The organism is Bradyrhizobium sp. SZCCT0231, from assembly GCF_018130245.1.
In the GTDB taxonomy this organism is placed as follows: domain Bacteria; phylum Pseudomonadota; class Alphaproteobacteria; order Rhizobiales; family Xanthobacteraceae; genus Bradyrhizobium; species Bradyrhizobium japonicum_F.
Genome location: NZ_JAFCKP010000012.1, coordinates 55255 through 77564, shown reverse-complemented (window position 1 = coordinate 77564; position 22310 = coordinate 55255). Strand labels below are relative to the sequence as shown.

General features: G+C 65.5%; 21 protein-coding genes. 10 read left to right on the top strand and 11 right to left on the bottom strand.

Translation table 11 applies throughout. The features are described 5' to 3' along the window. The first annotated feature begins 54 nt into the window (after positions 1 to 54). Positions 55 to 2265 carry a primosomal protein N' gene (locus tag JQ566_RS24225; protein WP_212376615.1) on the top strand — a complete coding sequence of 737 codons (2211 nt, stop codon included), beginning with the start codon at positions 55 to 57 and terminating at the stop codon, positions 2263 to 2265. A 227-nt stretch (positions 2266 to 2492) separates the two neighbouring features. On the opposite strand, the gene JQ566_RS24220 is transcribed toward JQ566_RS24225, so the two are convergent. Next, entirely contained in the window at positions 2493 to 2993 is a 501-nt protein-coding gene (locus JQ566_RS24220) for a septal ring lytic transglycosylase RlpA family protein (RefSeq protein ID WP_212376612.1), read from the bottom strand. 697 nt (positions 2994 to 3690) lie between these two features. On the opposite strand from JQ566_RS24220, the gene JQ566_RS24215 reads away from it, so the two are divergent. The 6 genes from JQ566_RS24215 (at position 3691) to JQ566_RS24190 (ending at position 10596) form a co-directional block, all read left to right on the top strand. Further along, positions 3691 to 4251 (top strand): F0F1 ATP synthase subunit delta, encoded by a 561-nt coding sequence (locus JQ566_RS24215; protein WP_212376609.1) that lies wholly within the window; start codon positions 3691 to 3693, stop codon positions 4249 to 4251. Further along, entirely contained in the window at positions 4251 to 5780 is a 1530-nt protein-coding gene (atpA, locus tag JQ566_RS24210; RefSeq protein ID WP_212376606.1) for a F0F1 ATP synthase subunit alpha, read from the top strand. Before JQ566_RS24215 ends, atpA begins: the two co-directional genes overlap by 1 nt. Before the next feature lie 146 nt (positions 5781 to 5926). Then, the gene (locus JQ566_RS24205; RefSeq protein WP_212376603.1) at positions 5927 to 6799 is read left to right on the top strand and encodes a F0F1 ATP synthase subunit gamma; all 873 of its coding nucleotides are present in this window, start codon (positions 5927 to 5929) and stop codon (positions 6797 to 6799) included. Positions 6800 to 6833: 34 nt separating this feature from the next. After that, positions 6834 to 8276, top strand: a complete 1443-nt coding sequence (atpD, locus tag JQ566_RS24200) for a F0F1 ATP synthase subunit beta (protein ID WP_212376600.1) — start codon at positions 6834 to 6836, stop codon at positions 8274 to 8276. Between the two features lie 110 nt (positions 8277 to 8386). After that, positions 8387 to 8794, top strand: coding sequence for a F0F1 ATP synthase subunit epsilon (locus JQ566_RS24195; protein WP_212376597.1), 408 nt, complete (start codon positions 8387 to 8389; stop codon positions 8792 to 8794). A gap of 152 nt (positions 8795 to 8946) precedes the next feature. After that, positions 8947 to 10596, top strand: coding sequence for an adenylate/guanylate cyclase domain-containing protein (locus JQ566_RS24190; protein WP_212376594.1), 1650 nt, complete (start codon positions 8947 to 8949; stop codon positions 10594 to 10596). Positions 10597 to 10721: 125 nt separating this feature from the next. On the opposite strand, the gene JQ566_RS24185 is transcribed toward JQ566_RS24190, so the two are convergent. The 9 genes from JQ566_RS24185 to JQ566_RS24145 all read right to left on the bottom strand — a co-directional run bounded on the left by JQ566_RS24185 (position 10722) and on the right by JQ566_RS24145 (position 19160). Next, complete coding sequence (locus tag JQ566_RS24185) at positions 10722 to 11222, bottom strand: RNA pyrophosphohydrolase (protein ID WP_212376591.1); 501 nt, start codon at positions 11220 to 11222, stop codon at positions 10722 to 10724. A 105-nt stretch (positions 11223 to 11327) separates the two neighbouring features. Continuing rightward, the gene (locus tag JQ566_RS24180; RefSeq protein ID WP_212376588.1) at positions 11328 to 11834 is read right to left on the bottom strand and encodes an RNA pyrophosphohydrolase; all 507 of its coding nucleotides are present in this window, start codon (positions 11832 to 11834) and stop codon (positions 11328 to 11330) included. A gap of 76 nt (positions 11835 to 11910) precedes the next feature. After that, positions 11911 to 13134 carry a divergent polysaccharide deacetylase family protein gene (locus tag JQ566_RS24175; protein ID WP_212376585.1) on the bottom strand — a complete coding sequence of 408 codons (1224 nt, stop codon included), beginning with the start codon at positions 13132 to 13134 and terminating at the stop codon, positions 11911 to 11913. A gap of 158 nt (positions 13135 to 13292) precedes the next feature. Beyond that, positions 13293 to 14651 (bottom strand): S41 family peptidase, encoded by a 1359-nt coding sequence (locus JQ566_RS24170; RefSeq protein ID WP_212376583.1) that lies wholly within the window; start codon positions 14649 to 14651, stop codon positions 13293 to 13295. Beyond that, on the bottom strand, positions 14648 to 15997 hold the full coding sequence (locus JQ566_RS24165) for a murein hydrolase activator EnvC family protein (protein ID WP_212376580.1): 1350 nt from the start codon (positions 15995 to 15997) through the stop codon (positions 14648 to 14650). The genes JQ566_RS24170 and JQ566_RS24165 overlap by 4 nt, the downstream gene beginning before the upstream one ends. Before the next feature lie 33 nt (positions 15998 to 16030). After that, entirely contained in the window at positions 16031 to 16513 is a 483-nt protein-coding gene (gene rlmH / locus JQ566_RS24160) for a 23S rRNA (pseudouridine(1915)-N(3))-methyltransferase RlmH (protein WP_212376577.1), read from the bottom strand. A 123-nt stretch (positions 16514 to 16636) separates the two neighbouring features. Continuing rightward, positions 16637 to 16993 carry a ribosome silencing factor gene (gene rsfS, locus JQ566_RS24155; protein ID WP_100236408.1) on the bottom strand — a complete coding sequence of 119 codons (357 nt, stop codon included), beginning with the start codon at positions 16991 to 16993 and terminating at the stop codon, positions 16637 to 16639. A gap of 207 nt (positions 16994 to 17200) precedes the next feature. Further along, complete coding sequence (locus JQ566_RS24150; RefSeq protein WP_212376574.1) at positions 17201 to 17845, bottom strand: nicotinate-nucleotide adenylyltransferase; 645 nt, start codon at positions 17843 to 17845, stop codon at positions 17201 to 17203. A 19-nt stretch (positions 17846 to 17864) separates the two neighbouring features. Continuing rightward, positions 17865 to 19160, bottom strand: coding sequence for a glutamate-5-semialdehyde dehydrogenase (locus JQ566_RS24145; protein WP_212376571.1), 1296 nt, complete (start codon positions 19158 to 19160; stop codon positions 17865 to 17867). Positions 19161 to 19351: 191 nt separating this feature from the next. Between JQ566_RS24145 and JQ566_RS24140 the strand changes: the two genes are divergently transcribed. After that, the gene (locus JQ566_RS24140) at positions 19352 to 19630 is read left to right on the top strand and encodes a type II toxin-antitoxin system ParD family antitoxin (RefSeq protein ID WP_212376568.1); all 279 of its coding nucleotides are present in this window, start codon (positions 19352 to 19354) and stop codon (positions 19628 to 19630) included. Next, positions 19620 to 19916 carry a type II toxin-antitoxin system RelE/ParE family toxin gene (locus JQ566_RS24135; protein WP_212376565.1) on the top strand — a complete coding sequence of 99 codons (297 nt, stop codon included), beginning with the start codon at positions 19620 to 19622 and terminating at the stop codon, positions 19914 to 19916. The genes JQ566_RS24140 and JQ566_RS24135 overlap by 11 nt, the downstream gene beginning before the upstream one ends. A gap of 18 nt (positions 19917 to 19934) precedes the next feature. Here JQ566_RS24135 and proB read toward each other — a convergent pair whose 3' ends face one another. Then, positions 19935 to 21056, bottom strand: a complete 1122-nt coding sequence (gene proB, locus JQ566_RS24130; RefSeq protein WP_212376562.1) for a glutamate 5-kinase — start codon at positions 21054 to 21056, stop codon at positions 19935 to 19937. Between the two features lie 196 nt (positions 21057 to 21252). Between proB and JQ566_RS24125 the strand changes: the two genes are divergently transcribed. Then, positions 21253 to 22218 (top strand): Bug family tripartite tricarboxylate transporter substrate binding protein, encoded by a 966-nt coding sequence (locus JQ566_RS24125; protein ID WP_212376560.1) that lies wholly within the window; start codon positions 21253 to 21255, stop codon positions 22216 to 22218. The last annotated feature ends 92 nt before the right edge of the window (positions 22219 to 22310 follow it).

Below are 22310 nucleotides of genomic sequence, written 5' to 3'. Positions count from 1 at the left end.
TAAGGCCGCCGCGCGGCGCTAGCCTGAAGGCCCCAAGGTTCCGATTCTCAGCTCATGGATCACACGTCGCGCAGCAGCACCGCCCCCGCCACTGCGACCCGCATGGTCGACGTGCTGGTGCCGGTCGCGCTCGACCAGACCTATTCCTACAAGGTGCCGCGCGGCATGGAGCTGAAGGCGGGCGATCTCGTCGGTGTGCCGCTCGGGCCCCGCGAGGTGCTGGCAGTGGTCTGGGGCGAAAACGCCAATCCCGATCCGCGCCTGCACAACCGCCTCAAGGAGGTCAGCGAGAAGCTCGACATTCCGCCCCTGAAACCCGAGCTGCGCTCGGTCGTCGACTGGGTCGCCAATTACACGCTGAGCCCCCGCGGCATGGTGCTGCGCATGTGCCTGCGGATGGGTGAGAATCTCGGTCCTGAGCGGGCGCGCGCCGGCGTGCGCCTGACCGGCGATCCCCCGAAGCGGCTGACTCCGGCGCGGCAGCGGGTGATCGCGCTGCTGTCGGACCGGCTGCTGCACGGCAAGTCCGATGCGGCCAAGGAAGCCGGCGTCTCCTCAGGCGTGATCGACGGCCTCGTCGATGAAGGCACGCTCACGGTGGAGCCGATGCCGCCGCCTCCGCCGCCGCCGGCGCCCGATCCGGATTTCGGCCGGCCGGATTTCACGCCGCTGCAGCGCGCGGCGGTCGACACCATGCGCGCACTCGCGGCCAACGGCACGTTTCACGTCGCGCTGCTCGACGGCGTCACCGGCTCGGGCAAGACCGAGGTCTATTTCGAAGCCGTGGCCGAGGCGATCCGCCGCGGCAAGCAATCGCTGATCCTGATGCCGGAGATCGCGCTCACCGGCCAGTTCCTCGATCGCTTCGCGCAGCGGTTTGGCGTGCGGCCGATCGAATGGCACTCCGAACTCACCCCGCGTACCCGCGCGCGCAATTGGGCCGCGATCTCCGCAGGCACCGCACCGGTCGTGGTCGGCGCGCGCTCGGCGCTGTTTTTGCCTTACGCCAATCTCGGCCTCATCGTGGTCGATGAAGAGCACGACCAGGCCTACAAGCAGGACGAGGGCGTGCATTATCATGCCCGCGACATGGCCGTGGTGCGCGGGCATATCGCCAAGATCCCGGTCGTGCTGGCCTCGGCGACGCCGTCGGTGGAATCCGAGGTCAATGCGCGCAAGAACCGCTATCAGCGCATCGCGCTGCCCTCGCGCTTCGGCGGCCAGCACATGCCGCATATCGAGGCGATCGACCTGCGCCGCGAGCCGCCCGCGCGCGGCCGCTTCATCTCGCCGCGGCTCGCCGGCGAGATGAGAATCGCGATCGAGCGGCGCGAGCAGGCGCTGCTGTTCCTCAACCGCCGCGGCTATGCGCCGCTGACGCTGTGCCGCGCCTGCGGCCATCGCTTCGCCTGCACCATCTGCGATGCCTGGCTGGTCGATCATCGTTTCCGCCAGCGCCTGGTCTGTCACCATTGCGGTTTCTCGATGCCGCGCCCGCATATCTGCCCGAACTGTTCGGCCGAGGAATCCCTGGTCGCGGTCGGCCCCGGCGTCGAACGTTTGCAGGAAGAGGCGGCGGCGCTGTTCCCGGACGCGCGCACCATGGTGCTGTCGAGCGATCTCATCACCTCGATCGAGACGATGCGAAGCGAGCTTGCGGAAATCGCGGAGGGCCGCGTCGATATCATCATCGGCACGCAGCTCGTGGCCAAAGGTCACAACTTTCCGCGGCTCAATCTGGTCGGCGTGGTCGATGCCGATCTCGGCCTTTCCAACGGCGATCCGCGCGCGGCGGAGCGCACCTGGCAGTTGCTCAACCAGGTGATCGGCCGCGCCGGTCGCGAGCAGGGCCGCGGCGTCGGCTATCTCCAGACCCATCAGCCCGATCATCCCGTGATGCGGGCGCTGATCGCCTGCGACCGCGAGGCCTTCTACGACAGCGAGATCGATCTGCGCGAGAAGACGCTCTATCCGCCGTTCGGCCGGCTCGCCAGCCTGATCATCTCCGCAGGCGACCGCCCGAGCGCCGAAGGTTTCGGCCGCAAGCTCGTTGCGCTGGCGCCGCGCGACGAGCGCGTCGTGGTGCTCGGCCCGGCCGAAGCGCCGCTCGCCGTCATCAAGGGCCGCTACCGCTTCCGCATCCTGGTGAAATCGGCGCGCGGTTTCGATCTGTCGGACTATCTGCGCAACTGGCTCGCGGTTTGCCCGAAGCCGACAGGCAACCAAAAGCTCGAAGTCGACGTCGATCCGCAGAGCTTTTTGTAGGCCTCGAGCGCGGCCACATCCTCCGCCGTCATTCCGGGGCGCGCGCAGCGCGAACCCGGAATCCATCGGGCGGCAGAGTTGGTGGAAGAATGGATTCCGGGCTCGCGACTTCGTCGCGCCCCGGAATGACAGGACGTAAAAAAGCCCGCGGTCCCCCAAGACCGCGGGCTTGTTTCATGCGCGCATCAAACTGATGAAAACTGCGCGTGAGGCGCCTGGAGCGCGCCTTAGGAGACGACTTCCGCGGTGACGCGGCCGACGCCGGCGCCGGTGAGGCCGATGGCGCGGGCAGCTCCGGTGGAGAGGTCGAGGACACGGCCGCGAATGAACGGACCGCGGTCGTTGATGGTGACGACCACGCTCTGGCCGCGGTGGGTGACGCGCAGCTTGGTGCCGAACGGCAGCGAGCGGTGCGCCGCGGTCATGGCGTTCTGGTTGAAGCGCTGGCCCGACGCGGTCCGGCTGCCGGATTCGTTGCCGTAATAGGAGGCCATGCCGGCGAAGCTGTGGCCCGTGCCGGAGGTCGGCGTCATCGACGCATTGGCATTGCGCCAATCGGAGGTCGCGTTGGTATCGGTCTGGGCGTGGTGCCGGTGATGATGGTGCCGGTGATGCCGGGATTTGGCGGAAGCTTCGGTGGCAGTTCCACCGACGAGGAGAGTCGCGGCAACGAAAGCAATCGCCGTGCGCGGCCGGGTCACAGAGCCCAGCGTCTTCAAAGACAGCATTTAGTGGTCCCTAAGCTAGTATTGCCACACATGTGGCTAGTGGAGCCCTCATCAGTTTGTGAGCGGGTTGGCGTTTCGATTCCTAATGAGGCGTGAATTAGGCAGTAAATCCGCTATGTTTCGTCGTGAAATATCTTGTTACCGGCGTGCGATATTCGGCCGATGTTCCGTAATCTTCGGCTTTAACGATTTATTAAGCTATGAATTACTTGAAATTACTGTAAAGCGAAGTCATCGCCTCGATTGTTTAGAATTGGGTAAGTATTCGGCGCGTGGAACTTGCGAGGTCGGACTCACGCCTCGGTGATCCGTGTTCATGGCCGCTATGCGCTGACGGCAGGAACCAATGGAGGGGATCGCGGCAAGGATGCCGGCAAGGGTGCCGCCAAGGATCGCGCTAAGGCTCGCGCCGAATTTTCGCGACACGGGAGGACATCGGTGCCAACGACGTCGCCGTCGCGCTCGAGGTGTTGCCGGCTGCGACGAACTGGCGACAGAACCCCATGCCTTTAATTTGGCGTCATGTTGCACGTGCGCGCCTGCTATGTTAGCAAAGCCGCGATTTTAACGAGCCCGGCACCTCCCGTGCTGGTCGAAAATCGAAGTCCCGCTTGAATTCCAAGGGCTTGGATCGCTAGGCGCCGCTTTGTGGCGACGGTTTTTCCCTTGCGAGTTTGACAGCAAAAAGAGCGCGTCTGTGGCTGCAGAAGATACGTCCGTTTCAGGTGTGTCCGGCCGTTATGCAACGGCCTTGTTTGAACTGGCCCGCGACCAGAAAGTGGTCGACGAGGTCAAATCCGATCTCGACAGGTTCGACGCCCTGCTGAACGAAAGCGCCGATCTGAAGCGCCTCGTCCGCAGCCCGGTGTTTGCGGCCGATGCCCAGTCCCGGGCCCTCTCGGCCGTACTGGAAAAGGCCGGCATTGCCGGCATCTCCGCCAACTTCCTCAAAGTGCTGACCGCCAACCGCCGCCTGTTCGCGGTGTCTGACGTCATCCGCGCCTACCGCGCCCTCGTCGCCAAGTTCAAGGGCGAGACGACGGCCGACGTGACCGTGGCGGAAGCGCTCTCGGACAAGAATCTCGACGCCCTCAAGGTTGCCCTGAAGTCGGTGACCGGCAAGGACGTCGCGCTGAACGTGAAAGTCGATCCCGCGATCATCGGTGGCCTCGTCGTCAAGCTGGGCAGCCGCATGGTCGATGGTTCGCTTCGCACCAAACTCAATTCGATCAAGCACGCGATGAAAGAGGCAGGCTGATGGACATCCGCGCCGCGGAAATTTCCGCGATCCTCAAGGACCAGATCAAGAATTTCGGCCAGGAAGCTGAAGTCTCCGAAGTCGGACAGGTGCTGTCCGTCGGCGACGGTATCGCCCGCGTCTACGGTCTGGACAACGTCCAGGCCGGTGAAATGGTCGAGTTCGAGAACGGCACCCGCGGCATGGCGCTGAACCTCGAAACCGACAACGTCGGTATCGTTATTTTCGGTGCCGACCGCGAGATCAAGGAAGGCCAGACCGTCAAGCGCACCCGCGCCATCGTGGACGCGCCGGTCGGCAAGGGTCTGCTCGGCCGCGTCGTCGACGCGCTCGGCAATCCCATCGACGGCAAGGGCCCGATCCAGGCCGACAAGCGCATGCGCGTCGACGTCAAGGCGCCCGGCATCATTCCGCGCAAGTCGGTGAGCGAGCCGATGGCGACCGGCCTCAAGGCCATCGACGCCCTGATCCCGATCGGCCGCGGCCAGCGCGAGTTGATCATCGGCGACCGCCAGACCGGCAAGACCGCGATCGCGCTCGACACCATCCTGAACCAGAAGCCGCTCAACGCGCAGCCCGACGAGAACATCAAGCTGTATTGCGTCTACGTCGCGGTCGGCCAGAAGCGTTCCACCGTCGCCCAGTTCGTGAAGGTGCTGGAAGAGCAGGGCGCGCTCGAATATTCGATCGTCGTCGCCGCCACCGCCTCCGATCCGGCGCCGATGCAGTACATCGCGCCCTTCACCGGCTGCACCATGGGCGAGTACTTCCGCGACAACGGCATGCATGCGGTCATCATCTATGACGATCTGTCCAAGCAGGCCGTCGCCTACCGCCAGATGTCGCTGCTGCTGCGCCGCCCGCCGGGCCGCGAAGCCTATCCCGGCGACGTGTTCTATCTGCACTCCCGCCTGCTCGAGCGCGCGGCGAAGCTGAACAAGGACCAGGGTTCGGGTTCGCTGACCGCGCTGCCGGTCATCGAGACCCAGGCCAACGACGTGTCGGCCTACATCCCGACCAACGTCATCTCGATCACCGACGGCCAGATCTTCCTGGAAACCGACCTGTTCTTCCAGGGCATCCGTCCCGCGGTGAACGTCGGTCTGTCGGTGTCGCGCGTCGGCTCCTCGGCGCAGACCAAGGCCACCAAGAAGGTCGCCGGCAAGATCAAGGGCGAGCTCGCGCAGTACCGCGAAATGGCGGCGTTCGCGCAGTTCGGCTCCGACCTCGACGCCTCGACCCAGCGCCTGCTCAACCGCGGTTCGCGCCTCACCGAGCTCTTGAAGCAGCCGCAGTTCTCGCCGCTGAAGATGGAAGAGCAGGTCTGCGTGATCTGGGCCGGCACCAACGGCTATCTCGATCCGCTCCCGCTCAACAAGGTGCGCGCGTTCGAGGACGGCCTGCTCTCGCTGCTGCGTGGCAAGCACGCCGACATCCTCAACGCGATCCGCGACAGCCGCGACCTCTCCGACGACAGCGCTGCCAAGCTGAAGTCGGTGGTCGAAGGCTTCGCGAAGTCTTTCGCATAAGAACGCCGTCATGGCCGGGCTTGTCCCGGCCATCCACGTCTTGTGCGTGGAAGACGGAGAACGTGGATGGCCGGGACAAGCCCGGGCATGACGACTGGGATAGGCTAGCGGCTTGATCCGAGGGATCGAACCGTCGGGGACGAAGAATGGCGTCACTTAAAGACATGCGCGTCCGCATCGCCTCCACCAAGGCGACGCAAAAGATCACCAAGGCCATGCAGATGGTCGCGGCCTCGAAGCTGCGCCGTGCGCAGACCGCCGCCGAAGCGGCGCGTCCCTATGCCGACAAGATGAGCGTGGTGATCTCCAACATCGCCAGCGCCGCGGCGGGCTCGCCCGGCGCGCCGCCGCTGCTGGCCGGCACCGGCAGGGACCAGGTGCACCTGCTGCTGGTCTGCACCGGCGAGCGCGGGCTCTCCGGCGCCTTCAACTCCTCGATCGTGCGCCTGGCGCGCGAGCGCGCCCTGGCGCTGAGCGCGCAGGGCAAGGACGTGAAGTTCTTCTGCGTCGGCCGCAAGGGCTACGAGCAGCTCCGCCGTCAGTTCGACAAGCAGATCGTCGAGCATCTCGACCTGCGCAGCGTGCGCCAGCTCGGCTTCGTCAACGCCGAGGACATCGCCAAGAAGGTTCTGGCCCGTTTCGACGCCGGCGAGTTCGACGTCTGCACGCTGTTCTACTCGCAATTCAAGTCGGTGATCGCACAGGTCCCGACCGCCCAGCAGATCATCCCGCTGGTGGTCGAGGAGGGCGCGGCTGCGAGCACGACGTCTTACGAATATGAGCCGGAGGAGGACGAGATCCTCACGCGCCTGTTGCCGCGCAACCTCGCGGTGCAGATCTTCCGCGCCCTGCTCGAGAACAACGCCTCGTTCTACGGTGCGCAGATGTCGGCGATGGACAACGCCACCCGCAATGCCGGCGAGATGATCCGCAAGCAGACGCTGGTCTACAACCGCACGCGTCAGGCTCAGATCACCAAGGAACTCATCGAAATCATCTCCGGCGCAGAAGCAGTCTGACCGGACACGAAATTCGGATCGAAGGAGACAGTAAATGGCTACAGCAGCCACACAGATCGGTCGCGTTACCCAGGTCATGGGCGCCGTCGTCGACGTGCAGTTCCAAGGCCACCTGCCGGCGATTCTCAACTCGCTGGAGACCAAGAACGGCAACAACCGCCTGGTGCTGGAAGTCGCGCAGCATCTCGGCGAGTCGACCGTCCGCACGATCGCGATGGACGCCACCGAAGGTCTGGTGCGTGGCCAGGAAGTGACCGACACCGGCCAGCCGATCTCGGTTCCCGTGGGTGCCGGTACGCTGGGCCGCATCATGAACGTCATCGGCGAGCCGATCGACGAGGCCGGCCCGATCAAGTCGGAGGGCACCCGCGCCATCCACCAGGAAGCGCCGACCTACACCGACCAGTCGACCGAAGCCGAAATTCTCGTCACCGGCATCAAGGTCGTCGATCTGCTCGCGCCGTATGCGAAGGGCGGCAAGATCGGCCTGTTCGGCGGCGCCGGCGTCGGCAAGACCGTGCTGATTCAGGAGCTGATCAATAACGTCGCCAAGGCGCACGGCGGTTACTCCGTGTTCGCCGGCGTCGGCGAGCGTACCCGCGAGGGCAACGACCTCTATCACGAGTTCATCGAGTCCAAGGTCAACGCCGATCCGCACAATCCGGATCCGAGCGTGAAGTCGAAGTGCGCGCTGGTGTTCGGTCAGATGAACGAGCCGCCGGGCGCCCGCGCCCGCGTCGGCCTGACCGGTCTGACTGTCGCCGAGCACTTCCGCGACCAGGGCCAGGACGTGCTGTTCTTCGTCGACAACATCTTCCGCTTCACGCAAGCGGGTTCGGAAGTGTCGGCGCTGCTCGGCCGTATTCCTTCGGCGGTGGGTTATCAGCCGACGCTCGCGACCGACATGGGCGCGCTGCAGGAGCGCATCACCACCACGCAGAAGGGTTCGATCACCTCGGTGCAGGCCATCTACGTGCCGGCCGACGACCTGACCGACCCGGCGCCCGCCACCTCGTTCGCGCATCTTGACGCCACCACGGTGCTGTCGCGCGCGATCTCGGAAAAGGGCATCTATCCGGCGGTGGACCCGCTCGACTCGACTTCGCGCATGCTCTCGCCCCTGGTCGTCGGCGAGGAGCACTACGCCGTCGCCCGTCAGGTCCAGCAGGTGCTGCAGCGCTACAAGTCGCTCCAGGACATCATCGCCATTCTCGGCATGGACGAGCTTTCGGAAGAGGACAAGCTGACGGTGGCCCGCGCCCGCAAGATCGAGCGCTTCCTGTCGCAGCCGTTCCACGTCGCCGAAATCTTCACGGGCTCGCCGGGCAAGTTCGTCGACCTCGCCGACACCATCAAGGGCTTCAAGGGCCTGGTCGAAGGCAAGTACGACCACCTGCCGGAAGCCGCCTTCTACATGGTCGGCACCATCGAAGAGGCGGTCGAGAAGGGCAAGAAGCTGGCGGCGGAAGCCGCCTAATTCTAGGTGTCATTGCCGGGCTTGACCCGGCAATCCATCAGTTAAGAATTCTGATGGATGGACCCGCGGGTCAAGCCCGCGGGTGACAAGCGGAAAACAACGGATAGCCCATGGCCACCTTCCACTTCGATCTCGTCTCTCCGGAAAAGCTCGCCTTCACGGGTGAGGTCGACCAGGTCGACATCCCCGGCGTCGAGGGGGACTTCGGCGTGCTGGCGGGACATGCGCCGGTCGTGGCTGCGATCCGGCCCGGCATCCTCACCATCACCACCGCTGGCCGCCACGAGAAGATCATCGTGCTCGGCGGCCTCGCCGAAGTCTCGGAGAGCGGCCTGACCGTTCTCGCCGACGTCGCGACCTCGCTGGACGAGCTCGATCGGGCACAGTTCGCCGAGACCATCGCCGAGATGGAAGAGGGGCTGAAGGAGCACGAAGGCGACGAGCTCGATCAGGCCATCGAGCGGCTCGACCACTTCAAGAGCATTCAGCAGCAGCTCAGCTCCACGGCTATGCACTAAGCCCCGGCGCAGCTGCTCCGGGGCTCAAGGTTCAAAATTCCTGAATAAGTTCAGCGCTCGTCACGACCGTGGCGGGCGCTGAAACTTTGTTGCACCGCGCTCCCGATAGCGGCATTCTGCGCCCGCGGATTTGTTCCGGGGGCCGGTGGCAGATGAAACGCAAGATCGCGGCGATTTTCGCAGCCGATATTGCCGGGTATTCGAGGCTGGTCGCGGAAGACGAAGAGGAGACGCTGCGGCGTCTCGCCTCCTATCGCGAGGTCGTCGACGATTTCATCGCCAAGGCGGGCGGGCGCATCTTCAACACGGCGGGCGATGCCGTGCTCGCGGAATTCCCGAGCGCGGTGGATGCGGTGCGCTGCGCGATCGACATCCAGGAAAGCTTGCGAACGCGCAACATGGCCTACCCGCCGAGCCGGCAGATGTCGTTCCGCATCGGCATCACCATCGGCGACGTCGTCGAGCGCAACGGCGATCTGTTGGGGGACGGCGTCAACATCGCCGCGCGCCTTGAAGGCCTTGCCGAGGTCGGCGGCATCTGCGTCTCCCGCGCGGTGCATGAGCAGGTCGCCAACAAGCTCTCGGTGCAGTTCGCCGACATCGGCGCGCAGGAGGTCAAGAACATCCCGACGCCGGTGCACGCCTATATGGTGGCGATGCGGCGCGAGGACGGCAGCTATTCCAAGCCGCAGCTGAAGAAGCCGGGCGCCAAGCTGGCCGCGGCGCCGGTGTGGATGTGGCCGCTGGTGGTCGCAGTGGTCTCGATCGTCGGCATCGTCGTCACCGGCTTTCTCTACAACACCAAGCTCAAGCAGACCGCGACCGCCGCATCGAAGCTGGCCGCGCCACCGGGTGCCGTGCCGAGCGCAACGCCGAGTCCGATGCCGACTCAAATGGCAAAGACGCCGATGACGCCGCCGAACGCCGGCGCCGCGATGGCGCCGATGCCCGCGCCGTTACCATCCGCCGCGCCGATGGCAGGCAAGCTCGCGGCCGACAGCGTGCCCTTCATCAACGAGCGCGTCCGCAACTTCCTGGCTGGCGAATATTCAGCGGCCGGCGACTACAAGGCTTTCGCGCTCAATGTCGGCGGCTTCACCGGCTCGGCGTTGAACCAGCCGAACGAGGACGCCGCGCGCAGCATGGCGCTCGAGCAGTGCCAGAAGCGCGCCGATGCCGCGCAATCGCCGCGGCGCTGCGAGCTCTATGCAGTCGGCAACAACGTCGTCTACACCCACGGCAAGCCGCCGATGCCGCCAGCGCCGTACGTCCGGTATGACGCCATGACCGAGCGGGCATTCGCCTCGAAGGATTTTCCCATCGTGCGCGATCCGCAAAAGATCCGGCTCGAGAACATGTTCGCGCCGGCGGCGAAATCCCGCTCGGTCGCGCTCAGCCCGGGCGGGCAATATTTCATGGTGCTGGGCGCCTCATCCGCCGACGATGCCGCGCGGCGCTCGCTGGAATCGTGCGGCGCGATCGCCGGCGTTGCCTGCCTGGTCGTCGCGATCGACGACAATTTCGTCGTGCCGATCCCGACCTTGTTCCGGGTCACCGGCTTCTTCAATGCCGCCTCCAACGCCTCGATCATGGCCGACGCGCGTGGCGAGGTCGTACGCAAGCTCACCGACGCCATGGGCTGGAACGCCGTCGCCGTCGGCACGTCGGGCCGGCCCGGCCTCGGCCTCAAAGCCGCCGACGAGCAGACCGCCGTCACCTCCGCGCTCGCCGACTGCGCCAAACGCGACCGCGATTGCCACGTCATCGCCATCGGCCCCTTCACGGTGGGACCGATCAATTAGGATTTGCCCCGACTAGACGCGACTAGCGCTCCGAAGACGGTGTCCACTCACGCCGAAATTTTCCGCCAAAAATTCTTCAATGATTTCAGCCCCATCTCTACTGTGCATGGGGTTGTTTTCGCAGTTCAGCTTGCGAACCCCGTAAACTCTCGCGCCACCGCGCGATAAACCTCGCGGCGGAACGGCACCACGAGGTCGGCGACGCGGTCGAGGCGCTCCCAGCGCCAGGCGTCGAACTCCGCAGGCTGGCCGTTGCGCGGGGTCAGCGGATCGATCTCGTCATCCTTGCCGGTGAAGCGCAGCGCGAACCATTTTTGCCGCTGGCCGCGGAATTTCGCGAGGCGGTGCGTCTGCGGTCCGTCATAGGGTGGGAATTCGTAGGTGAGCCAGTCGGTCTCGCCGAGATAGTTGGCGCTGACGACGCTGGTCTCCTCCCAGAGCTCGCGCATCGCCGCGTCGCGTAAGTCCTCACCCTCGTCGACGCCGCCCTGCGGCATCTGCCAGTCGAGGCCGGGCAGGATGATCTCGGGCCCGTCGCCCTTGAAGCGGTGGCCGATCAGCACACGGCCATCGGTGTTGAACAGCGCGATGCCGACATTGGGGCGGTAGGGCTTTTCATTGGTCACTTGCAAATATCTCTCGTCGTCATTCCGGGGCGCGCGGAGCGCGAACCCGGAATCTCGAGGTCCCGGGTTCGATGCTGTCGCATCGCCCCGGGACGACAATAAGGATCATTCATCCGCCAGCGCGGAAAATTCCTTCACCACGCGCTCATAGACCGGGCGCTTGAACGGGATGATCAGCCCGGGGAGGTTCTTCATCGATTCCCAGCGCCAGCTCACGAATTCCGCCTTGTGGCCGCCACCGCCGGGCTTTTCGACGTTGATCTCGCTGTCCTTGCCGGTGAAGCGGACCGCGAACCATTTCTGGCGCTGGCCGCGGTAGCGGCCCTTCCAGGCGCGTCCCGCAACCGTGCGTGGAATGTCGTAAGTGAGCCAGTCCGGGACTTCGCCGAGCCGCTCGACCGAGCGTACGCTGGTCTCCTCGTAGAGCTCGCGCTTGGCCGCTTCCCAGGTGTCCTCGCCGGGATCGACGCCGCCCTGCGGCATCTGCCAGACATGGGCGTCATCGACATGCTCGATGCCACCGGCGCGGCGGCCGATGAACACCAGTCCCTTTGGATTGATCAGCATCACACCGACGCAGGTCCGGTAGGGCAGATCCTCGTAACGCGCCATTCCGCCAGACCTCTCGCATGCCTCAGGTCCGGCTTGATGCGGCCCCGCGGGAGCCGTGCCGTACCAATTCGTTGATTTAGCTGGATTTTGATTTCAGCATCGCGGTTGTCAATGGCACCAGAAGGATACCTCGGTCGCCCAATGTCCTGGTCCAGGCGCTGATGCGCTCGATCGAGACGGGCAGGGCGGAGGCCGTGCCGACAGCGATGCCACGCTCGCGCGCCGTCGATTCGAGCTTGTTCAGGGCGCGGTCGATCTCGGTCGGGGTCGGCACCACGTCGATCGCGATGTCGCCCTTGCCGAACGGCATCGCCTGATTCGCCGCGGCCTGGGGCGCGATGCTGCGGGGCGAGGAGCCGTCGTCGAAGAAGCCGAGGCCGCGCTTGGCCGCCTCGCGGATGATCGGCTGCATCGCCGGCTCGGTCGCGATGAAGCGGGCGCCCATGAAATTGGTGAGGCCGGCATAGCCCTGCATCCGGCTGAGGTGCCAGTGCAGGCGGTCCATGTTCTGGTCGGGGCTGAGCGAGGTCAGCAGCGTCTGCGGCCCAGGATCGTTGTCGGGGAAGTCGTAGGGCTCCATCGGGATCTGGAGGAAGATCTCGTGGCGCTGCGCGCGGGCCCGCTCGGCGAGCTTGCCGGGGTCGGCGCCGTAGGGCGTGAAGGCCAGCGTCACCGCCGGCGGCAGCTTCATGATGGCATCTAGGGTCTTGGCGGCGCCGACGCCGAGGCCGCCGATCACGATCGCGACCACGGGCATCTTGGCGGCCTTGGCGCGGTCGGCGTCCGCCGCATAGACGTTGAACGGCTTCAGCCCGTCGGCGACCGCCGGGATCATGCCGTAGCGTGATTTCTCCAGCAGCTTCGGATTGATCCCGGCCATGACGGGCGGCGGGGCGGACGCTGCCTCGCCCTTGTCCGCAGCATCGCCGCTGCCGATCACCACGTCGTGGCGGGCGCCGGTCGAGCCGTCGATCATGGTGATGGTCTTCTGCTCTCCGGGGACGGCCTGCTTCGGCGCCTCCTTGGTCTCGTGCCTGCCTTCCGGCTTGCTCTCCGAGCCGTGGCCGGAGGCTGCCGGCTTCTCGTCCGTGGCATTGGGAGCGCGGATCGCGATCCGGATGATCGGCTCGCCGCCGAGCGGGTCCTTGTTGAAGATGGCGAAGCCGGCAAAGGTGACGAGGAACAGGCCGAGCAGGACGGCCAGCAGCTGCATGGCGGTGAACGGCAGCCGCAGCCGGCGTTTCCGGCGCGGCTTGTCCTGTCCGAGCGGGGCGCTCAGATCATCGGCCGTTTCAGTCATGCGCGATCCCGAATCACTCCAGCGGACGATACCACGCCGTGGTCAAGCGGCGGCAGGCCGCGATAGGCCGGGGACGGCAGGAGTTCCAAGCAAAAAGGGCGGCTCGAGGAGCCGCCCTTTTCGCGAGATCGCGCGTGGCGCCGCCTTAGTTCGCCGACTTAGTTCGCAGCCTTGGGCTTGTCGGTCGTGGCCTTGCTGTCGCCACCCGGCGTGGGGGCGGCGGAGGCGCTGTTCTTGATGCCGTGGAGCAGGTCGCCGGCAAGCTTGAGCGCCTTGTCGTCCTTGGCATCCGGCGGGACGTAGGACTGCGAGCCGGTCTTCTCGTCGCCATCGTTCTTCAGATGGCCGCGCAGCGAAGCCTCGCCCTTGGTGTCGGTGCGCGACTTCAGCTCGTCCGGCACGTCCTGGAGCACCTCGATGTCGGGCACGATGCCCTTGGCCTGGATCGACTTGCCCGACGGCGTGTAGTAGCGGGCAGTGGTCAGCCGCAGCGCGCCGTTGCCGCTTCCGAGCGGAATGATGGTCTGCACCGAGCCCTTGCCGAACGAGCGCGTGCCGACGATCGTCGCGCGCTTGTGGTCCTGCAGCGCGCCGGCGACGATTTCGGAGGCCGAGGCCGAGCCGCCATTGACCAGCACGATGACCGGCTTGCCCTTGGTCAGGTCGCCGGAATGCGCGGTGCGGCGCTGGGTCTCCTCGGCATTGCGGCCGCGGGTCGAGACGATCTCGCCCTTCTCCAGGAACGAGTCGGAGACGGTGACGGCTTCCTCGAGCAGGCCGCCCGGATTGTTGCGCAGGTCGATGATGAAGCCCTTCAGCTTGTCGCCGATCTGGTTCGAGAGGCTGGAGATCTCGCGCTTCAGGCCTTCGGTGGTCTGCTCGTTGAAGGTGGTGATGCGAATATAGCCGATGTCATCCTGCTCGACGCGCGCGCGCACCGAGCGGACGCGGATGTTGTCGCGGACCAGGGTGACCTCGATCGGATTGTCCTGGCCCTTGCGGATGATCTTGAGCTTGATCTTGGTGTTGACCGGGCCGCGCATCTTCTCGACCGCCTGGTTCAGGGTCAGGCCCTGCACGGCCTCGTCGTCGAGATTGGTGATGATGTCGTTGGCCATGACGCCGGCGCGCGAGGCCGGCGTGTCGTCGATCGGCGAGACCACCTTGATCAGGCCGTCTTCCATCGTGACCTCGATGCCGAGGCCGCCGAACTCACCGCGGGTCTGCACCTGCATGTCGCGGAAGCTCTTGGCGTCCATGTAGCTCGAATGCGGATCGAGGCCGGTGAGCATGCCGCTGATTGCGGATTCGATCAGCTTGGTGTCGTCGGGCTTCTCGACATAGTCGGAGCGCACGCGCTCGAACACGTCGCCGAACAGGTTGAGCTGGCGATAGGTGTCCGCGGTGGCGGCTCGCGCGCTGGAGCCCATGAACACCGCGCGCGGCTGGGTCACGAACAGCGTCAGCGCCGCACCGGTGGCTGCGCTGAGCAGGATTACTGAAGTCTTGCGCATCATCCGCGAACCTTCTCGCCTTCATTTGCGGCCCACCATGGGCCTGGATCGATTGGAGTGCCGTCTTTACGGAACTCGACATACAGCACAGGTTGACTCGCGTTCGTGGCGAGAATGGAGGCGACTTGAGATGTCGACCCCATGGTCGCGACCGGCTCCCCCGTGAGCACAAACTGTCCGATGTTGACCGAAATGCGCTCCATCCCGGCGATCAGGACATGATACCCGCCCCCGGCATTGAGGATCAAGAGTTGTCCATAGCTGCGGAATGGGCCGGCATAGACCACCCAGCCGTCACACGGCGTCGTGACCTGGGAGCCTGGCTTGGTGGCCAGCGAAATACCCTTCTGGACCCCGCCGACCCCGTCGGAACCGCCAAAATCCCTGATCTTGTTACCGTTAACCGGAAGCGGCAGGAGGCCCTTGGCCGAGGCGAAGGCGATCGCCGGGGTGGTGCGGGACTTGTCCTTGAAAGCGCCCGGGCCCGACTTGGCGCCGGAGTTGGCGCTGGCGGCCGCCTTGGCCTCGGCCTGCTTTGCAGCCTCAGCCGCCTTCTCGGCCGCCTTGGCGGCGCTTTGCAGGTCCTGCTCCATCTTGGCGATCAGCCCCTGGAGATCGCCGACCTGCCTTGATAGCGCGATGGCGCGCGAATTCTCGGCGTCCAAATCCTTTTCGCGTGCCGCCTGCTGGCGCTGCCGCTCGTCGACCAAAGCGGTGAGCCGGGTCTGGTCGTTGTGGACCTTGTCGCGGTCGGAGGCGAGCTGGTCGCGCTCGATGGCGATGGTCTTGCGCAAGGCCACGAGCTCGCCGAGCTCGCCCGCGATCTTCTCGGCGCGGCCGCGCAATTCCGGTACGACGGCGCCGAGCAGCATCGCGGTGCGCAATGACTGCAGCGCATCTTCGGGCCGCACCAGCAGCGCCGGCGGCGTGCGCCGGCCGGCGCGCTGCAAGGCCGCCAGCACCTCGACGATGTGGGCGCGGCGCAAATCGAGCGAAGCGCGCATCTGTTGCTCGCGGCCGTTCAGCGCGCGCAGTCGCGCTTCGGCCTCGTCGATCTTGGTCTCCACGGCGCGCACACCGGCGGCGGTCTCGATCAGCTGCTGATTGAGCTGGGTGCGGTCCTGGCCGAGCGCGGTGATCTCGGCCTTGAGCTTGGCCTGCGCTTCTTCCGCGCTCTTTTGCCTGGCGCGCGCGGCCTCCAGCTCCTGCTCGCGCTGCTTGATGGCGTCGGGCGAGACCGCCGCGGTCTGGGGCGCCGGCGCTGCCGTCTGAGCTTGCGCGAGGCTTGTGCCTGCGAGGTTTGCGCCTGCGAGGCTTGCAATCAGCAGATTGAGGACGGGCGCTCGCATCGCTTTAGGCAAAGGTGCTCGTTGTGGCGCGCATCACGCGCGGTGATAGGGGTGGCCAGCCAGGATGGTGGCGGCCCGATACAGCTGTTCCAGAAGCATGACGCGGACCATTTGGTGCGGCCAGGTCGCAGAGCCGAACGCGATCGCGAGCTTGGCCTTACGGCGCAATTCGGGCGAAAGTCCGTCCGCCCCTCCGATCACGAAGACAGTATGTCCCGCCCCCTCGTCGCGCCAGCGCGCCAGATGACGTGCGAATACGGTGGAGTCGAGATTTTGGCCGCGCTCGTCCAATGCCACCAGGATCGATTTGTCCGGGATATGCGCCGAGATCGCCGCGGCCTCTTCAGTCATCCGCGTCGCGGCGTCGCGCGCGCGGCTCTCGGGAATCTCGTGGATGCTGAGCTCGCGGAAGCCAAGCTTGCGGCCGGCCTCGTCGAACCGCTCGAAATAACGGTCGGCAAGCTCCCGTTCGGGGCCCTGCTTCAGCCGGCCCACCGCAATGACAGCAACACGCATGGCGTCTCTAGGACCACGTCTTCAGGGTCGTGGCTTCAGGGTCGCGTTTTCAAGACCGCGCGCATCACGCGCGCGCACGACGCTAGCATGCGCGTCAGCCGATTCGAAATCGGCCAGATGAGCCTAGATCGCCTTCGCCGCCCCTGGGCCCTGCGTATACAATCTCTCGAGATTGTAGAACTCGCGGACCTCGGGTCTGAACACGTGCACGATCACGTCGCCGGAATCGATCAGCACCCAGTCGCAATTGGGCAAGCCCTCGACATGGATGTTCTTGATGCCGTTTTCCTTGAGGCCCTTCGTGACATTCTCCGCGATCGCACCGACGTGCCGGTTCACCCGGCCGGTGGTGACGATCATGTAGTCGGAGTATGCCGATTTGCCGCGAAGGTCGATGGTGACCGTCTCTTCCGCCTTCATGTCCTCGAGGCGGGAGAGGATCAGGCTCAGGGTCTTGTCGGCGTCGGGTTGCGCCTTCAAGGCCGCAGCTTTGGTCGATGTTTTACGCGTAGGTTTGGCAACCTTGGGTAAAACAGGCTTGGACAATACAGATGCGGTCAGGGACCATTCCTTTCACTGTATCGCGAACGCCGAATCCGGCGCTCGCTGGCTACACTACATCATGTGGGGTTAAGGGTTTCAATATGCCAGAGAGCCCGTAGTCCACACCATGTCCGCACATTCGTCTCACTTCGTACCTTTCCAGCTCCCGTCCGGGTTCCGCAGGCCCGTTGAGGAGAGATTCAGCTTCAATCCGGTCAGGAACACCCAGGCCGGCGCCGGCCGATCTGCAAGCAGGGCCGCCTTATCCTCGGGCAGACGGTAGCGCGATAGCGCCTGGGCGGCGGGCGAGCTGAGGGCGCGAAAGCTCTGCGGCGGGCGATCGATCACTGCCATCGGCACCTGGGCGGCGATGCGCCGCCAGTCCTGCCAACGATGGAATTGAGCGAGATTGTCGGCGCCCATGATCCAGACAAAGCGCAAGCCCGGGAAGCGGCGGCGCAAGGTGTTGATCGTGTCGATAGTATAGCGGGTGCGAATGACGGATTCGAGACAGCTCACCTCGATGCGCGGATCGTTGGCGACGTCGCGCGCGGCCTGCATGCGCGCGCCGAGCTCGTGCAGATTGCCGTTCTCCTTGAGCGGATTGCCTGGCGTGACCAGCCACCAGATGCGATCGAGCTGCAATCGCTTGAGCGCAAACCGGCTGATCGCGCGATGCGCCTGATGCGGCGGATTGAACGAGCCGCCGAGCAGGCCGATGCGCATGCCCTCGGTGTGGGGCGGGACCGCTTGGGCCACGAAACGCGGCACGACGAAATTGTTGCTCAATGCCCGCGCCTCGCGACGTCTACGGCCGGGTCTGTCCGGTGCCGTGGACGCGATATTTGAAGCTCGTCAACTGCTCGGCGCCGACCGGGCCACGGGCGTGAAACCGGCCGGTGGCAATGCCGATCTCGGCGCCGAAACCGAACTCGCCGCCATCGGCGAACTGGGTCGAGGCGTTGTGCAGCACGATCGCGGAATCGACCTCGCTCAGGAATTGCTTCGCCGCACGCTCATCGGCGCTCACGATTGCGTCGGTATGATGCGAGCCGTGGTTCTGGATGTGTGCGATCGCGCCGTCGACGCCGTCCACCACCTTCGCCGCGATGATCGCGTCGAGATACTCGGTGTCCCAATCGTCCTCGCTGGCAGGCTTGACCCGTGCATCGGTCTTCTGCACGGCGTCGTCGCCGCGCACCTCGCAGCCGGCATCGAGCAGCATCTCGACCAGCGGCTTCAGGCTCGATGCAACGGCGGCACGATCGACCAGCAGCGTCTCGGCTGCGCCGCAGACGCCGGTGCGTCGCATCTTCGCGTTGAGCACGATCGACTTCGCCATGGCGAGGTCGGCGCTGCCATCGACATAGACGTGATTGACGCCTTCGAGATGCGCGAAGACAGGCACGCGCGCTTCCTGCTCGACGCGCGCGACGAGGCTCTTGCCGCCGCGCGGCACGATGACGTCGATGGCGCCGTTCAACCCTGATAGCATCATGCCGACCGCGGCGCGGTCGCGCGTCGGCACCAGCGTGATCGCAGCTTCAGGCAGGCCGGCTTCGCACAGGCCCTGCACCAGGCACTCATGGATGGCGCGGCACGAACGAAAACTGTCCGAGCCGCCGCGCAGGATTACGGCATTGCCGGATTTCAGGCACAGCACGCCGGCATCCGCCGCGACGTTCGGACGGCTCTCGAAGATCACGCCGACGACGCCGAGCGGCACCCGCACGCGCTCGATGGTCATGCCGTTCGGCCTCTGCCAGCTCTCGGTGACGACGCCAACGGGATCAGCGATGTCGCGCACGATGCCGATGCCTTCGGCCATCGCTTCGACCCGCGCCGGCGTCAGCGTCAGGCGGTCGATGAAGGCGGAGGTCGAATTGCCGGAGGCGCGGGCCTCCGCGACGTCCTCGGCATTGGCGGCAAGGATCGCGGCCGAGTTCGCGCGGATCGCCCGTTCCATGGCTTCCAGCGCCCGGTTCTTCTGCTCCGGCGGCGCCAGCGCCAGCACGCGCGCGGCGGCGCGGGCACGGGTTCCGAGGTCAGACATCAGCGTCTGGAGATCGGCATTGCCGTCGACGGCTTTGAGGGGGGCGGCCATGGGAGTTCAACCTTCTGCTAAGGCGGTGTCCTAGCACGGAAATCCCGCTTTTGCGAAGGGCGGGGAAGGTATGGCAGGTCTCCCGGCGCGCGCCGCAGGTCGGCCAATGGCCGGGCTGAACGGAAGGCACGCGAATTCTTGCGTAGCGCCCAATTATCAATAAATATCATTACTTGATAACGGAGCCTCCCATGGCGAGCAGCTACAGCATTGGCAAGCATTTCGAGGACCTGATCGACAATCTGATCGAGAGCGGGCGCTATGCCACCGCGAGCGAGGTGATGCGCGAAGGCCTTCGCCTCGTCGAGGAGCGCGAGGAGCGTCGCAAGGTCAAGCTGGAGGCGCTGCGGGAGGAGATCCAGAAAGGCTTTGACAGCGGGCCGATGGAAGAGGTCGATGTCCAGGAATGGATAAACGACATCAAGACGCGGGGACGGCAACGCTTAGCCGCGCGTAAACGTGGCGAATAGATTTCGCAAAGCTCCACAAGCAGACCTTGATCTCGATTCGATCTGGGAGTTCATCGCTTCGGACAGCACTCGGGCCGCCGAGAAGCAGATCGAACGTATCGGCGAGATCTTCGAAATGCTCCTGGAGAATCCGCTTGCCGGGCGTGAACGCCGGGAGCTGCGCGTCGGCTTGCGCAGCTTCGCTGTCGGCAATTACGTGATCTTCTACGTCCCGTTGCCTGATGGCATCGAGATCATCCGCGTCATGCACGGTCGTCAGGATATCAACGCCGACGACATGCAATAGCCGAGCGTCGGCCCGCGGCTACCCGCCCACCACCAGATCGTCGCGGTGGATCATCTCCGCGCGGCCGCTGATGCCGAGGATGGTCATCACATCAGGGGAGGAGCGGCCCTTGATCCGCTCGGCGTCATCAGCGTCATAGGCGATCAGGCCGCGGCCGATCTCGCTTCCGTCGGGGCCGCGCACGATCACGGCATCGCCGCGGGCGAACTGGCCCTCGACCTTGATCACGCCGGCCGGCAGCAGGCTGGCGCCGGCGCGCAGCGCGGTCACCGCGCCGGCATCGATCGTCAGCGTGCCCTTCGGCTCCAGCGTGCCCGCGATCCAGCGCTTGCGCGAGGTGATGGGATTGGCCGGCGTCAGGAACCAGGTGCAGCGGCCGCCGTCGGCGATCGCCTGCAAGGGATGCTCGATCTTGCCGGAGGCGATCAGCATGTGCGTGCCTCCGGTCGTCGCGATCTTGGCCGCCTCGACCTTGGTGCGCATGCCGCCGCGCGACAGCTCGGACTCGGCATCGCCCGCCACAGCCTCGATCTCCGAGGAGATGCTGTCGACGACGGGAATGAGCTTGGCGTTCGGATTGTTCTTCGGCGGGGCGTCGTAGAGCCCGTCGATGTCGGACAGCAGAACGAGCAGATCGGCGCTCGCCATGGTGGCGACGCGCGCGGCGAGGCGGTCATTGTCGCCGTAGCGGATTTCGTTGGTGGCGACCGTGTCGTTCTCGTTGATCACGGGGATGGCACGCCATTCCAGCAGCTTGCCGATGGTGGAGCGGGCATTGAGATAGCGGCGGCGCTCCTCGGTATCCTGCAGCGTGACCAGGATCTGGCCGGCGCCGATGCCGTGGGCCCCCAGCACCTCCGACCAGATCCGCGCCAGTGCGATCTGGCCGACCGCGGCGGCGGCCTGGCTCTCTTCCAGCTTCAGCGGGCCGCGCGGCAATTTGAGCCGGCTGCGGCCGAGCGCGATCGAGCCGGAGGAGACGACGAGGACGTCGCGCCCTTCCTTGTGCAGCTTGGCCATGTCGTCGGCGAGCGCGGCGAGCCAGGACGCCCGCACCTCGCCTTTGTCGGAATCGACCAGCAGGGCGGAGCCGACCTTGACGACGATGCGGCGGAATTGACTGAGTTCGGGGCTGGCCATAGTGCGCCTGGAGGATGATCTGCTCTGCGTTGGAAACGGCGGAGCGGAGAGAGCGGCGCCGGTGAGGCCTGCTTTTGCAGCAGGACGATGGCCGGCGCAAGGCGGGCGAGATGGTAAACGGCCGACGGCGGCCTTGTCTTGGACGCCGTTCCGGTTCTAATGCCGGCAACCAAAAACGGGGCTGGAGAGGAAACGTATGGACCGCCGCAAATTCATGACCGGATGCTTGGGGCTGCCACTCTTGGCGCAGGCGGGCGGGGCGCAAGCGCAGGCCGGGCTGAGCAAGATCATCTTTCCCTTCGCGGCCGGAGCCGGCGGCGACACGCTCTGCCGGCTGATCGCGCAGGAGATGGCGCCGGTGCTGCAACGGACCATCGTGGTCGAGAACCGCACCGGCGGCGACGGCCTGATCGGCATCAAGGCGGTGAAGGGCGCAAGCCCTGACGGCAGCATGGTGCTGGTGACGACGGGACCGACCATGTACCTGCTGCCGATGGTGGAGACGACACCGAGCTTCGACACGTCGAAGGATTTCATGCCGGTGTCGCTGCTGGCGCGGTTCGAATTTGCGCTGGTGATCAACCCTGCGGTCGACGCCACCGATTTCAAGAGCTTCGTAACGTGGCTCAAGGCGCATCCGGACAAGACCTCGTTCGGGGTGCCAAGCAACGGCACCATTCCGCATTTCATGGGCTCCAGGCTCGAGAAGGATCTCGGCATTCCCCTGACCCGCGTGCCCTATCGCGGCAGCGCCCCCATCCTCAACGACCTCGTCGGCGGCCACATCGCGTTCGGCATCACCACGTTGGCCGACGCGCTGCCGCAGCACCGCGCCAGGGGTGTGAAGATCATCGCGGTCTCGAGCACGGAACGTTCGCCGTTCGCGCCTGAGGTGCCGACGCTGAAGGAGAGCGGCATCGATCTCGTTGCGGATGCCTGGTACGGCATGTGGCTTCCCGCCAGCAGCCCGCCGGAGTTTGCGAGCAAGCTCGGCGCGGCCGCGAGCGCGGCGCTTGCCAAGCCCGAGGTGAAGGAGAAGCTCACCGCGATCGGGCTCATTCCGGTCGGCTCGACGCCGGAGGGATTGACGAAGGAACTCGCCGCGAACATCGCGCTGTGGCAACCGATCGTGAAGGCGACGGGATATAAAATCGAGAATTGAGGTGTTGCTCTTCTCCCTCTCCCCGTTCTTACGGGGAGAGGGTTGGGGTGAGGGGCGGCCTCCGCAAAAGCGCTGGCCGTTGGACTCGCGGA